This is a genomic window from Citrobacter sp. wls714, from assembly GCF_005281025.1.
GTDB lineage: Bacteria > Pseudomonadota > Gammaproteobacteria > Enterobacterales > Enterobacteriaceae > Citrobacter > Citrobacter werkmanii.
In genome coordinates, this window is the sequence record NZ_SZWZ01000094.1 from 53,729 (window position 1) to 66,068 (window position 12,340).

Genomic DNA, 12,340 nt, shown 5'->3' on the forward strand with positions numbered 1-12,340 from the left:
CACGTATAAAAAAACGGAGAACATGTCTCCGTTTTTTTTCAGCTAAATGCAATTATTACGCGATATCTTCGTCGTACTGCGGGACCGGGTTGCGGAAGCTTTTGGTCACGCAAGCCAGGTAGATCAGACCGATACCCGCCCAGATCAGGCCCAGAACCATTGAGCTTTCTTCCAGGTTCACCCACAGCGCGCCAACGGTCAGCGCACCGCACATTGGCAGGAACAGGTACTGGAAGTGATCTTTCAGCGTCTTGTTACGCTTCTCACGGATCCAGAACTGGGAGATTACCGACAGGTTAACGAAGGTAAACGCCACCAGCGCACCAAAGTTAATCAGCGCCGTCGCCATCACCAGGTCGAAGTTGATTGCCAGCAAAGCAATCGCACCAACCAGAATGATGTTCATGGACGGAGTACGCCATTTCGGGTGTACATAACCGAAGAAGCTTTTCGGGAATACGCCATCACGGCCCATCACGTACATCAGACGCGCAACGCCTGCATGCGCCGCCATACCGGACGCCAGTACGGTAATGGTAGAGAAAATCAGCGCGCCTACCTGGAAGAACTTACCAGCAACATACAGCATGATTTCTGGCTGCGAAGCATCTGGATCCTTAAAGCGCGAGATATCCGGGAAGTACAGCTGCAACAGATAGGTGGAGACGATAAAGATCAGGCCACCAATCAGAGCGGTCAGGAAAATCGCACGCGGGATCACGCGCTCAGCGTCTTTGGTTTCTTCTGACAGGTTGCTGATACCGTCAAAACCGGTGAACGAGAAGCACAGGATGGTCGCACCGGTGATCATCGGGATCACGTGCGCATCACCAGACCAGAACGGACGGCTGCTTGCCAGCGTACCGGCCCCTTCCCCTTCGAACACGCCATAAACGACCATGCCGAGGATCACCGCAATCAGCACCACCTGCAACAACACGATCACAGTGTTGAAATTGGCGACGGATTTGAGGCTACGCAGGTTGAAGGCGGTCATAAAGGCCACCAGCGCCACCACGAACATCCACGATGGAATCGAGGGCACCAGCGCTTCAAAATATATTTTCGCCAACAGAATGTTGATCATCGGCGCGAACAGGTAGTCCAGCAGCGATGACCAGCCAACCATAAAGCCAACGGTCGGGCTAATGGATTTCTGGGCGTAAGTGTAGGCAGAGCCTGCGGACGGATAGCGACGAACCAGTTTACCGTAGCTTAGTGCGGTAAAGAGGATGGCGATCAGTGCAAAGGCGTAAGCTGTCGGGACGTGACCATCGGTCATTCCTGAGACGATACCGAATGTATCGAACAGCGTCATCGGCTGCATATAGGCAAGGCCCATCATGACAACCGGAACCAGCGTAAGCGTTTTACGTAATTCCACGCGAGAGGTGTTTGGAGTAGCGTTATGCGACATAGTTATCCCCCATTACGGCGAAAACCGTCGCGTAAGCAAAAAATTGCCCCATTTTTTGTTAATCCTCAGCGACAACAACTGTCGATTTTTAAGTAAGTATCTATCCGGTACGAAGCCCGGCCTCTTTTATGAATGATTGGTTTGATGCAAAAAAATAACCGACGCGTATTAAAACGTCGGTTAATGTCATTTTTTGCAAGCGGCGTATTTTGCACTAATTTGGGGAGAAATAACAAGAGATTGAAGCAACTGTAAAAAAATATTTTTTCTCAACTGATTGATTTATCAGCATCCGTTTTAACATACACCCCGGCAATAGCACTATTTGCTAAAATCTCATCCCGCCACCAGGCGCTGGCAAGCCCGGCGGTCTGTTCATTCCACCCTATCCACACGGGTTCAAACAGAATTTGTCCGACCACTTTCTTTTCAATCAGCGCGCCGCTGTCCAAAAATCGCTGCGTCAGGTAACGTGGAATATATCCGCATCCCAAACCACTAATTTGCAGCTCCAGCTTGGTTTTGAAGTCAAAAACGGTAATCGCTTCCTGATCGTCCAACACCTGAACGCCGGAGATGTTCGCTTGATGCGCATTATCTCCCACCACGATGGCGCGAAAACGTCGAATAGTACGCCGATGTAATGGTTCCTGTTCCTGCGCCAGGGGGTGATGCGGCGCAACGACAAACACCTGTTCCAAAGCGCCCAGCCGCGCAAAGCCAAATTCACTCCCCGCTGGCGGTTCATGCATAGCACCGACAATAATATCCGCCCGCCCCTGAGTCAGTGCATCCCAGGAGCCGCCCAGAACGCCGTTAATAAATTTCAGACGCGTCACACTATGACGTTGATAGAAAGATTCGATAAGGGGAGCCAGCAGGGAAAAGGGAAACGTATCATCGACGCCGATAACCAGTTCATTCTCCCAGCCTTCATGGAGCTTAATGGCTTGCTTTTCGAGTTCGCGGACGGAGTGCAATACCTCTCGCCCCTTTTCCAGCAGCATTTGACCGGTGCGGGTAAACTTAGCCCGGTGCCCACTGCGATCTAATAACTGAATATTAAGATCGCTTTCCAGTTTATGGACGGTGTAGCTAAGCGCAGACGGCGTCTTATACAATTTTGCCGACGCCGCCGCGAAACTGCCCTCTTTTTCTAACGCATCGAGGATGATAAGAACGTCCAGCAGTGGTTTCATACTCGCCCCCTGGCGGTATACAGCGACACTCTGCTGGCCTGTCACTCCATCGGCATCACCAGCGGATCGGGATACTGGTACTCAAATCCAAGCTCATTACAAATACGGCTGCCATCAATGACTTTACCTTTACCGTTATCCGCACCACCGCGAAATTCCGGCGGTTCCATCCCCAACTGGCGGGCCATCTGTGGATAGAACACATTACGCGCCGGATGCAAAGGCGCACATATATTATAGATGTGTCCCCCTTTGGGCGCTTGCAGCAGCAACGTGATGGCAGAAACGACATCATCAAGATGCACCAGATTGACGCCATGGTGTCCATCTGGCGCCGTCTTACCCGCGAAAAATCGGCCAGGATGTCTTCCCGGACCAACCAGCCCGGCCAGGCGCAGAATATCAACCGAGGTGCCAGGCAAGTTGTGCAGCCAGTCTTCAAGTTCTTTCAGGACACGCCCGCTGGCGGTGACCGGGTTACGCGGTGTTCCCTCTTTCACGATGCCCTGGACATCACCATAGACCGACGTCGAGCTGGTAAAAATAATCCGCGGGATCCGGTACGCCAATGCACTGTCCACCAGCTCCTGCATGGCCTGCAGGTAAAATGCCTCCCCCGGCCCGCTACGGCGCGCAGGTAGCGTAATAACCAGAGCATCAGCGTCCATGAGTGCGTCGAGATCGTCGGCCTCACAGACCAGTTCAGGCTCCAGGCGCAGCGAGTAACTCTCGATACCGCTCATGCGGGCCGCTTCCACTCCATCTAATGTGGTTTTGCTGCCGGTCACCTGCCAGCCTCTCGCCGCCAGCGACATGGCTAACGGCATGCCTAACCAACCTAACCCGACAATTGCGACCTTTTTCATGCCTTCTCTCCTGACTTTTGGCCTATAACGCAAGGCTACGCCAGCCCACGGTGGCTGACAATTCATAGTATCAATATGAAATGAATTAATGATCAAAAAAAGCCCTTGCTTTCCGTAGCTAAAGTGGTTTAGGTTAAAAGACATCAAATGAATAAACATTCATCGAGAAATTTATGACACGCGCTCAATTTAAACACCATCATCACCATCATCCTGACTAGTCTTTCAGGCGATGTGTGCTGGGAGACATTTAAATCTTCCAGCGGTGCATGAGCGTATGAGAAAGCCCCCGGAAGATTTCTTCCGGGGGCTTTTTTTGTGCGTGACCCAAACTGATTCAGACAGGATAACGAGGAACAAATAATGTTAGACAACACCCGTTTACGCATAGCTATGCAGAAATCAGGCCGTTTAAGCGACGATTCACGCGAATTACTGGCCCGTTGCGGCATTAAAATTAATCTTCACACCCAACGCTTAATTGCGATGGCAGAGAATATGCCGATTGATATTCTGCGCGTGCGTGATGACGATATCCCGGGTCTGGTGATGGACGGCGTCGTTGATCTTGGCATCATTGGGGAAAACGTTCTGGAAGAAGAGCTGCTCAACCGTCGGGCACAGGGTGAAGATCCTCGCTATTTTACCCTGCGTCGTCTGGACTTCGGCGGCTGCCGTCTTTCGCTGGCAACCCCGGTTGATGAAGCCTGGGATGGCCCGACCGCGCTGAACGGGAAGCGTATCGCCACCTCTTACCCGCACCTGCTCAAGCGTTATCTCGATCAAAAAGGGGTGTCATTTAAATCCTGTCTGTTAAACGGTTCTGTCGAAGTCGCACCCCGCGCGGGCCTTGCCGATGCGATCTGCGATCTGGTCTCAACCGGTGCGACACTTGAAGCCAATGGTTTGCGTGAAGTGGAAGTGATTTACCGATCTAAAGCGTGTCTGATTCAGCGCGATGGCGAAATGGCCGCAGCCAAACAGCAGTTGATCGACAAACTCCTGACCCGCATCCAGGGGGTTATTCAGGCTCGTGAATCCAAATACATCATGATGCACGCGCCGAGCGAGCGTCTGGACGAAGTCATCGCCCTGCTGCCTGGCGCTGAGCGCCCTACCATTCTGCCACTGGCGGGTGACCAGCAGCGTGTGGCCATGCACATGGTCAGCAGCGAAACCCTGTTCTGGGAAACAATGGAAAAACTGAAAGCGCTCGGTGCCAGCTCAATTCTGGTGCTGCCGATTGAGAAGATGATGGAGTAACGGCCATGAGCTTCAATACCCTGATTGACTGGAATAGCTGTAGCCCTGAGCAGCAGCGCGAACTGCTAATGCGCCCGGCGATTTCCGCCTCTGAAAGCATTAGCCGCACAGTGGCCGAGATCCTTGAAAACGTCAAAAACAACGGCGACCAGGCACTGCGCGAATACAGCGCGAAGTTTGATAAAACCGAGGTCGGCGCGCTATGCGTCACCGAGCAAGAAATTCAGCAGGCCAGCAGTCGCCTGAGCGACAAGCTGAAACAAGCCATGCAGGCGGCGGTACGTAATATTGATACTTTCCACAGCGCGCAAATTCTGCCGCCGGTGGATATCGAAACCCAGCCGGGCGTACGCTGCCAGCAGGTTACCCGCCCTATCGCTTCCGTGGGCCTGTATATTCCTGGCGGGTCGGCACCGCTGTTCTCTACCGTATTAATGCTGGCGACCCCGGCGCGCATCGCCGGCTGCAAAAAAGTGGTGCTGTGCTCGCCACCGCCAATTGCCGATGAAATCCTCTACGCTGCGCAGCTGTGTGGCGTGAAAGAAGTGTTTAACGTGGGTGGCGCACAGGCCATTGCCGCGCTGGCGCTGGGCACGGAGTCTATTCCGAAGGTCGATAAAATCTTCGGGCCGGGCAATGCGTATGTGACCGAAGCCAAACGCCAGGTCAGCCAGCGTCTTGACGGCGCCGCCATCGACATGCCTGCCGGACCATCCGAAGTATTGGTTATCGCCGACAGCGGCGCAACGCCAGATTTTGTCGCCTCCGACCTGCTCTCTCAGGCCGAGCACGGTCCGGACTCGCAGGTGATCCTGCTGACGCCGGACGCTAAGCTTGCCGAGGGAGTTGCCGAAGCTGTTGAACGTCAGCTCGCCGAGCTGTCCCGCGCCGACACCGCGCGTCAGGCGCTCTCTGCCAGCCGCTTAATCGTAGCGAAAGATCTGGCGCAGTGCGTTGAAATCTCCAACGCCTACGGGCCGGAGCACCTGATCATTCAGACCCGCAACGCACGTGAGCTGGTTGACGACATTACCAGCGCCGGTTCGGTGTTCCTTGGTGACTGGTCACCGGAATCCGCAGGCGACTACGCTTCCGGCACCAACCACGTGCTGCCAACCTACGGTTATACCGCAACCTGTTCCAGCCTGGGGCTGGCTGATTTCCAGAAACGGATGACCGTACAGGAATTAACACCACAAGGTTTCTCTGCGCTGGCCGCCACCATTGAAACCCTGGCCGCGGCTGAGCTGCTGACCGCCCACAAAAATGCCGTCACCCTGCGCGTTAACGCCCTGAAGGAGCAAGCATGAGCACTGACAACTTTCTCAGCGTCACTGATTTAGCCCGTAAGAATGTACGCGAGTTAACGCCTTATCAGTCTGCCCGCCGTCTTGGCGGTAACGGCGACGTCTGGCTCAACGCGAATGAATACCCCACCGCCGTTGAGTTTCAGCTAAGCCAGCAAACGCTGAACCGCTACCCGGAGTGCCAGCCGAAAGCCGTGATTGAGAATTACGCGCAGTATGCAGGCGTCAAGCCGGAGCAGGTGCTGGTCAGCCGCGGCGCAGATGAAGGGATCGAACTGCTGGTGCGCGCTTTTTGCGAACCCGGTAAAGATGCGATTCTGTACTGCCCGCCGACTTACGGCATGTACAGCGTCAGCGCTGAAACAATTGGCGTCGAATGCCGTACCGTCCCGACACTTGACGACTGGCAACTGGATTTACAAGGTATCGCGGACAAGCTTGATGGTGTGAAGGTGGTCTACGTATGCAGCCCTAATAACCCAACGGGCCAGTTGATTAAGCCACAGGATCTGCGTTCGCTGCTCGATATGACGCAGGGTAACGCTATCGTGGTTGCCGATGAAGCGTATATCGAGTTTTGCCCGCAGGCCACGCTGGCGGGCTGGCTGTCTGAATATCCGCACCTGGTAATTTTACGCACGCTGTCCAAAGCGTTTGCTCTCGCCGGTTTACGCTGCGGGTTTACGCTGGCAAATGAAGAAATTATCAATCTGCTGTTAAAGGTGATCGCCCCTTACCCGCTCTCTACACCGGTGGCGGATATCGCCGCCCAGGCGCTGACGCCGCAAGGGGTTGCCGCCATGCGCCAACGCGTCCAGCAGATCCTGCAAGAGCGTCAGTACCTGGTGGAAAACCTGAAAACAATTCGCTGTGTAGAACAGGTTTTCGATTCTGAAACCAACTATGTTCTGGCGCGCTTCACCGCATCCAGCAGCGTATTTAAATCTTTGTGGGATCAGGGCATTATCTTACGAGACCAGAACAAACAACCTTCGTTAAGCGGCTGTCTGCGTATTACTGTCGGAACCCGTGAAGAGAGCCAGCGCGTCATTGACGCCTTACGTGCGGAGCAAGTATGAGCCAGAAGTATCTTTTTATTGACCGTGATGGAACCCTGATTTCCGAACCGCCAACTGACTTTCAGGTCGATCGCTTTGACAAACTGGCTTTTGAGCCGGAAGTCGTTCCTGTTTTGCTGAAACTGCAAAAGGCGGGTTTTAAGCTGGTGATGATCACCAACCAGGATGGACTGGGAACCCAGAGCTTTCCACAGGCCGATTTTGACGGCCCGCATAATCTGATGATGCAAATATTCACCTCTCAGGGTGTGAGGTTTGATGACGTGCTGATTTGCCCGCACCTGCCGAAGGACGAATGCGCTTGCCGGAAGCCAAAAGTGAAGCTGGTTGAGCAGTACCTGGTTGAACAGGCCATGGACATAGCAAACAGCTACGTCATTGGTGATCGTGCCACAGATATTCAGCTGGCTGAAAACATGGGAATTCGCGGATTGCGTTATCACCGTGACACCCTGAACTGGGCGATGATCGGCGAACAGTTGACCAGGCGTGACCGCTACGCGCACGTTGAGCGCAATACCAAAGAAACGCAGATTGACGTCAAAGTCTGGTTGGACCGCGAAGGTCAAAGCAAAATCAATACCGGCGTTGGCTTCTTTGACCACATGCTGGATCAAATCGCCACTCACGGTGGTTTTCGCATGGAGATAGCCGTTAAGGGCGATCTGTATATTGACGATCACCACACCGTAGAAGATACCGGTCTGGCGCTGGGTGAGGCCTTAAAGCTGGCATTAGGCGATAAACGTGGCATCAACCGTTTTGGTTTTGTCCTGCCGATGGACGAGTGTCTGGCACGTTGCGCGCTGGATATCTCCGGGCGTCCGCACCTGGAATACCGCGCTGAGTTTACCTACCAGCGCGTGGGCGATCTGAGCACGGAGATGATTGAACACTTCTTCCGCTCACTCTCTTACACCATGGGTGTCACCCTGCACCTGAAAACCAAAGGGAAAAATGACCACCACCGCGTGGAAAGCCTGTTTAAAGCCTTTGGCCGCACGCTGCGTCAGGCAATTCGCGTAGAAGGCGACACGCTGCCCTCCTCAAAAGGAGTGTTGTAATGAACGTAGTGATCCTGGATACCGGCTGCGCCAATCTGAACTCGGTGAAATCCGCCGTCGCGCGCCATGGATACGACCCGGTTGTCAGCCGCGATGCGGATGTGGTGCTCCGTGCCGATAAGCTGTTTCTACCCGGCGTTGGTACCGCGCAGGCGGCTATGGACCAGTTGCACGAGCGTGAACTTATTGAGCTGATTAAGGCCTGTACACAGCCGGTGCTGGGGATCTGCTTAGGCATGCAACTGCTTGGGCGGCGCAGTGAAGAGAGTAACGGTGTCTCCCTGTTGGGCATTATTGATCAGGACGTCCCTAAAATGACCGATTTCGGTCTGCCGCTGCCGCATATGGGCTGGAATCGCGTTTATCCGCAGGCGGGAAATCGTCTGTTCCAGGGTATTGACGATGGGGCGTATTTCTACTTTGTCCACAGCTACGCGATGCCAGTGAATCCATGGACCATCGCCCAATGTCATTACGGCGAACCGTTTACCGCGGCAGTGCAAAAGGACAATTTCTTTGGCGTGCAGTTCCACCCGGAACGTTCGGGTGCGGCTGGGGCGCAGTTGCTGAAAAACTTTCTGGAGATGTAATGATTATTCCGGCATTAGATTTAATCGACGGCACGGTGGTGCGTCTTCATCAGGGCGATTACGCACAGCAACGTGATTACGGCAACGATCCTCTGCCCCGCTTGCAGGATTATGCGGCACAAGGCGCGCAGGTCCTACATCTGGTGGATCTGACCGGGGCAAAAGATCCGCAGAAACGACAAATACCACTGATTAAAACGTTGGTCGCGGGCGTCAATGTTCCGGTGCAGGTGGGCGGCGGTGTGCGTACTGAAGCGGACGTTGCGGCACTGCTTGACGCCGGTGTGGCGCGTGTGGTGGTCGGTTCGACGGCGGTTAAATCCCCTGAGGAAGTTAAGAGCTGGTTCGAACGTTTTGGCGCCGACGCGCTGGTGCTGGCGCTGGACGTACGTATTGATGAGCAAGGAAATAAGCAGGTTGCGGTCAGCGGCTGGCAGGAAGATTCCGGGGTTTCGCTGGAAGAACTGGTGGAAACCTATTTGCCCGTGGGTCTGAAGCATGTGCTGTGCACCGATATTTCCCGCGACGGTACGCTGGCGGGTTCAAACGTCGCGCTTTATGAAGAAGTGTGCGCCAAATATCCGCAGGTGGCGTTTCAGTCATCTGGTGGCATTGGCGGAATCGAGGATGTAGCGGCCCTGCGCGGGACCGGAGTACGCGGCGTGATTGTCGGACGCGCCCTGCTGGAAGGTAAGTTCACCGTTGAGGAGGCCATCCAATGCTGGCAAAACGCATAATTCCTTGTCTGGACGTTCGCGATGGACAGGTGGTAAAAGGCGTCCAGTTTCGCAATCACGAGATTATTGGCGACATCGTTCCGCTGGCAAAACGCTATGCCGATGAAGGCGCAGATGAACTGGTGTTCTACGATATCACCGCTTCCAGCGATGGCCGTGTAGTCGATAAAAGCTGGGTATCGCGCGTGGCGGAAGTGATCGACATTCCGTTCTGCGTTGCCGGTGGGATTAAGTCCATCGATGATGCGGCGCGTATTCTCTCCTTCGGGGCGGATAAAATCTCCATCAACTCCCCGGCGCTGGCTGACCCGGAGCTTATCACGCGTCTGGCGGACCGCTTTGGCGTACAGTGCATTGTGGTGGGTATCGATACCTGGTATGACGCTGCAACCGGTAAATATCACGTTAACCAGTACACCGGGGATGAGAGTCGTACCCGCATCACGCAGTGGGAAACGCTGGATTGGGTGCAGGAAGTGCAGAAACGTGGCGCGGGCGAAATCGTGCTGAACATGATGAATCAGGACGGTGTGCGTAACGGCTACGATCTGGAACAGCTGAGAAAAGTGCGCGACGTTTGCCATGTACCGCTGATTGCCTCCGGTGGCGCGGGCACCATGGAACACTTCCTCGAAGCCTTCCGGGATGCTGACGTTGACGGCGCGCTTGCCGCCTCCGTCTTCCACAAGCAAATTATCAATATTGGCGAATTAAAAGCGTACCTGGCAACACAGGGCGTGGAGATCAGGATATGTTAACGAAGCAACAATGCCGCGAGCTGGACTGGGAAAAAACTGACGGACTGATGCCAGTTGTCGTGCAGCATGCGGTCTCCGGCGAAGTATTGATGCTGGGTTATATGAACCCGGAGGCGCTGGATAAAACGCTTGAAAGCGGTAAGGTAACCTTTTTCTCGCGGACCAAACAACGCCTGTGGACTAAAGGTGAAACCTCGGGCAACTTTCTTAATGTGGTCAGCATCACGCCCGATTGCGATAGCGACACCCTGTTAGCACTGGTTAACCCGATTGGACCAACCTGCCACAAAGGCACCTCAAGCTGCTTTGCTGACACCAGCCATCAGTGGCTGTTCCTGTATCAGTTAGAACAACTACTGGCTGAGCGTAAAACCGCCGACCCGGCAAGCTCTTACACCGCGAAGCTGTATGCCAGCGGCACCAAACGCATTGCGCAAAAAGTGGGTGAAGAAGGTGTGGAAACCGCGCTGGCCGCCACCGTGAACGATCGTTTCGAGCTGACGAATGAAGCCTCTGACCTGATGTACCACCTGTTAGTGCTGCTACAGGATCAGGAGCTTGACCTGACCACCGTGATTGAGAACTTACGTAAGCGTCATCAGTAATCTACAGACGTAAAAAAACCGGGCAAGCCCGGTTTTTTTGTTATTAGATTAGGCTTACTGCGCTCTGGCTTTGTAACCACGCAGTGCATTTCGCCCCAGCACGATACCTGCACCAATCATCCCACCCAGCAATACTGCCAGTACCAAGGTAATTGCTTTTTTCGGACTGTCGCGACGAATCGGCAACGTTGGTTTCATCACGTAGCGATAAGTGTGCAGTTTTGCCTTCTCGATTTTTAATGCTTCAATATCCAGCAGGTTTTGCTTGGTCTGATAGTAATTACCAGAGAAAATCAATGGACGCGTTGCTTCGTGCTCAATCATTGATCTCAAAGCATCGCTGCCCAGCAGCAGCATACTATCCTGTGTAACATCCTGAGTTTGCTGAATTTGCGGCTTAGTGACACCTGCCTGTTCTGCATAACGCAACGCTTCCTGGATTTGCTTGATGCGCAAATCTTTTTGTTCCTGAGCGACGACTTCCTGGGTCTTCAGAGAGTCTTCAAGAGTACTGGTTTGCAGCTTGATGTTATCAGTCAGGTCAAGCTCCAGCTCTTTGGCAACTTTTTCATCAGTTTGTTGAATGTATTCAGCCAACTGACGCTGAGCTTCTTCTGGTGATCCGCCAACATAAGAAACTGCTAACGGCAACTGTTGGCCTTTAACAGACTGCTCAATTGACAATTTCTCTGGTTTTTCCTGATTATCAAGCGTTTCAGCCAATGCAGAGAAAGAGGTACTGAAACGACCAATAACGTTTGTCTGCAGTTCAGTTACCTTAGGTGCACTGGCGCCATACATCACGTTAAGCGCGTTGTTATAGGTGGCAATCTGTCCGACATCAGGTTGAGTAATAATTGCAGTAGAGGTCCATTTCTCTTTAGCAACCGCCAGATAGCCCACGGCCAGTGCAATGGCAACAACAATCGCGACAACGATAGTGACTTTCCCACGCCATAATTGCAGCAGCAAATCAATCAAATCAATCTGTTCCGGATCGTTAACGCGCCCGGACATGTTGTTATCACTTACAGACATAAATACCCTAATTAAGGAAAGGCTTAAACTCGAATTAGTTTAGCTATAATTTGAAGCAATTCCATAGGATTAATGATAAAAAAATCAAATTGTTTGAGAGATTTTGATTGGTATTTTAGTCACTGGTGAAAAAGGGAAGGAATTTAAAAGAAGTGTCAATATACAAAAGATACTCTTTACAGGAAAAGCATCGATCAGCGGGTTAAATGTCAGAATGGTTTATGCTCAACACTTTTGTCAATAAATTCATGGCATGAATATTTATTGACTTACCCGTAAAAATGGTATGAGTAAAAAGGATAACCATTAGCTTTTTTGCCATCTGACGGTATTATTCCAGTTTTCGTTGCACCAGATAGTGCCTGGCTGCTTTTTAGCCGAAAAGAGGTGACCTGCCCCCACGATTAGATACAACAC

13 protein-coding genes, 1 pseudogene and 1 other annotated feature are annotated in these 12,340 nt (G+C 52.9%); of the genes and pseudogenes, 9 read left to right on the top strand and 5 right to left on the bottom strand.

Features of this window, described 5'->3' with window-relative positions; all coding sequences use genetic code 11:
- Window positions 1-55: 55 nt before the first annotated feature.
- The 4 genes and pseudogenes from plaP to FDX11_RS20485 all read right to left on the bottom strand — a co-directional run bounded on the left by plaP (window position 56) and on the right by FDX11_RS20485 (window position 3,482).
- On the bottom strand, window positions 56-1,417 hold the full coding sequence (gene plaP / locus FDX11_RS20470; protein ID WP_003030167.1) for a putrescine/proton symporter PlaP: 1,362 nt from the start codon (window positions 1,415-1,417) through the stop codon (window positions 56-58).
- On the bottom strand, window positions 1,407-1,469 hold the full coding sequence (yoeI, locus tag FDX11_RS25785; RefSeq protein ID WP_137398468.1) for a membrane protein YoeI: 63 nt from the start codon (window positions 1,467-1,469) through the stop codon (window positions 1,407-1,409). The genes plaP and yoeI overlap by 11 nt, the downstream gene beginning before the upstream one ends.
- A gap of 162 nt (window positions 1,470-1,631) precedes the next feature.
- A pseudogene (locus FDX11_RS20480) lies at window positions 1,632-2,616 on the bottom strand (LysR substrate-binding domain-containing protein).
- A 41-nt stretch (window positions 2,617-2,657) separates the two neighbouring features.
- Window positions 2,658-3,482 carry an SDR family oxidoreductase gene (locus FDX11_RS20485; protein WP_042307535.1) on the bottom strand — a complete coding sequence of 275 codons (825 nt, stop codon included), beginning with the start codon at window positions 3,480-3,482 and terminating at the stop codon, window positions 2,658-2,660.
- A 173-nt stretch (window positions 3,483-3,655) separates the two neighbouring features.
- Here FDX11_RS20485 and hisL point away from each other — a divergent pair, with 173 nt between their 5' ends.
- The 9 genes from hisL to hisIE all read left to right on the top strand — a co-directional run bounded on the left by hisL (window position 3,656) and on the right by hisIE (window position 10,885).
- Complete coding sequence (gene hisL / locus FDX11_RS20490; RefSeq protein WP_100250077.1) at window positions 3,656-3,703, top strand: his operon leader peptide; 48 nt, start codon at window positions 3,656-3,658, stop codon at window positions 3,701-3,703.
- Window positions 3,679-3,801, top strand: a sequence feature (His leader region). Its footprint overlaps the gene before it by 25 nt.
- A 44-nt stretch (window positions 3,802-3,845) precedes the next feature.
- Window positions 3,846-4,745, top strand: a complete 900-nt coding sequence (gene hisG / locus FDX11_RS20495; RefSeq protein ID WP_042307534.1) for an ATP phosphoribosyltransferase — start codon at window positions 3,846-3,848, stop codon at window positions 4,743-4,745.
- Between the two features lie 5 nt (window positions 4,746-4,750).
- Entirely contained in the window at window positions 4,751-6,055 is a 1,305-nt protein-coding gene (gene hisD / locus FDX11_RS20500) for a histidinol dehydrogenase (RefSeq protein WP_137398464.1), read from the top strand.
- Window positions 6,052-7,131 carry a histidinol-phosphate transaminase gene (gene hisC, locus FDX11_RS20505; RefSeq protein WP_137398465.1) on the top strand — a complete coding sequence of 360 codons (1,080 nt, stop codon included), beginning with the start codon at window positions 6,052-6,054 and terminating at the stop codon, window positions 7,129-7,131. Before hisD ends, hisC begins: the two co-directional genes overlap by 4 nt.
- Window positions 7,128-8,195, top strand: a complete 1,068-nt coding sequence (gene hisB / locus FDX11_RS20510; RefSeq protein ID WP_137398466.1) for a bifunctional histidinol-phosphatase/imidazoleglycerol-phosphate dehydratase HisB — start codon at window positions 7,128-7,130, stop codon at window positions 8,193-8,195. Before hisC ends, hisB begins: the two co-directional genes overlap by 4 nt.
- Window positions 8,195-8,785 (top strand): imidazole glycerol phosphate synthase subunit HisH, encoded by a 591-nt coding sequence (hisH, locus tag FDX11_RS20515; protein ID WP_042307530.1) that lies wholly within the window; start codon window positions 8,195-8,197, stop codon window positions 8,783-8,785. Before hisB ends, hisH begins: the two co-directional genes overlap by 1 nt.
- The gene (gene hisA, locus FDX11_RS20520) at window positions 8,785-9,522 is read left to right on the top strand and encodes a 1-(5-phosphoribosyl)-5-[(5-phosphoribosylamino)methylideneamino]imidazole-4-carboxamide isomerase (RefSeq protein WP_137349959.1); all 738 of its coding nucleotides are present in this window, start codon (window positions 8,785-8,787) and stop codon (window positions 9,520-9,522) included. Before hisH ends, hisA begins: the two co-directional genes overlap by 1 nt.
- Complete coding sequence (hisF, locus tag FDX11_RS20525; RefSeq protein ID WP_079223590.1) at window positions 9,504-10,280, top strand: imidazole glycerol phosphate synthase subunit HisF; 777 nt, start codon at window positions 9,504-9,506, stop codon at window positions 10,278-10,280. Before hisA ends, hisF begins: the two co-directional genes overlap by 19 nt.
- Window positions 10,274-10,885 carry a bifunctional phosphoribosyl-AMP cyclohydrolase/phosphoribosyl-ATP diphosphatase HisIE gene (gene hisIE, locus FDX11_RS20530; RefSeq protein WP_137398467.1) on the top strand — a complete coding sequence of 204 codons (612 nt, stop codon included), beginning with the start codon at window positions 10,274-10,276 and terminating at the stop codon, window positions 10,883-10,885. The genes hisF and hisIE overlap by 7 nt, the downstream gene beginning before the upstream one ends.
- Before the next feature lie 54 nt (window positions 10,886-10,939).
- Here the strand turns inward: hisIE and wzzB are convergent, their stop codons facing one another.
- Window positions 10,940-11,923: an LPS O-antigen chain length determinant protein WzzB gene (gene wzzB, locus FDX11_RS20535; protein ID WP_137349957.1), complete on the bottom strand. Its 984-nt coding sequence runs from the start codon at window positions 11,921-11,923 to the stop codon at window positions 10,940-10,942.
- Window positions 11,924-12,340 lie beyond the last annotated feature (417 nt).

Bases quoted from the DNA above. Each gene is read 5' to 3' on its own strand.
- plaP (WP_003030167.1), bottom strand. From the start codon at position 1,417: ATGTCGCATAACGCTACTCCAAACACCTCTCGCGTGGAATTACGTAAA.
- FDX11_RS20485 (WP_042307535.1), bottom strand. From the start codon at position 3,482: ATGAAAAAGGTCGCAATTGTCGGGTTAGGTTGGTTAGGCATGCCGTTA.
- hisG (WP_042307534.1), top strand. From the start codon at position 3,846: ATGTTAGACAACACCCGTTTACGCATAGCTATGCAGAAATCAGGCCGT.
- hisD (WP_137398464.1), top strand. From the start codon at position 4,751: ATGAGCTTCAATACCCTGATTGACTGGAATAGCTGTAGCCCTGAGCAG.
- hisC (WP_137398465.1), top strand. From the start codon at position 6,052: ATGAGCACTGACAACTTTCTCAGCGTCACTGATTTAGCCCGTAAGAAT.
- hisB (WP_137398466.1), top strand. From the start codon at position 7,128: ATGAGCCAGAAGTATCTTTTTATTGACCGTGATGGAACCCTGATTTCC.
- hisH (WP_042307530.1), top strand. From the start codon at position 8,195: ATGAACGTAGTGATCCTGGATACCGGCTGCGCCAATCTGAACTCGGTG.
- hisA (WP_137349959.1), top strand. From the start codon at position 8,785: ATGATTATTCCGGCATTAGATTTAATCGACGGCACGGTGGTGCGTCTT.
- hisF (WP_079223590.1), top strand. From the start codon at position 9,504: ATGCTGGCAAAACGCATAATTCCTTGTCTGGACGTTCGCGATGGACAG.
- hisIE (WP_137398467.1), top strand. From the start codon at position 10,274: ATGTTAACGAAGCAACAATGCCGCGAGCTGGACTGGGAAAAAACTGAC.
- wzzB (WP_137349957.1), bottom strand. From the start codon at position 11,923: ATGTCTGTAAGTGATAACAACATGTCCGGGCGCGTTAACGATCCGGAA.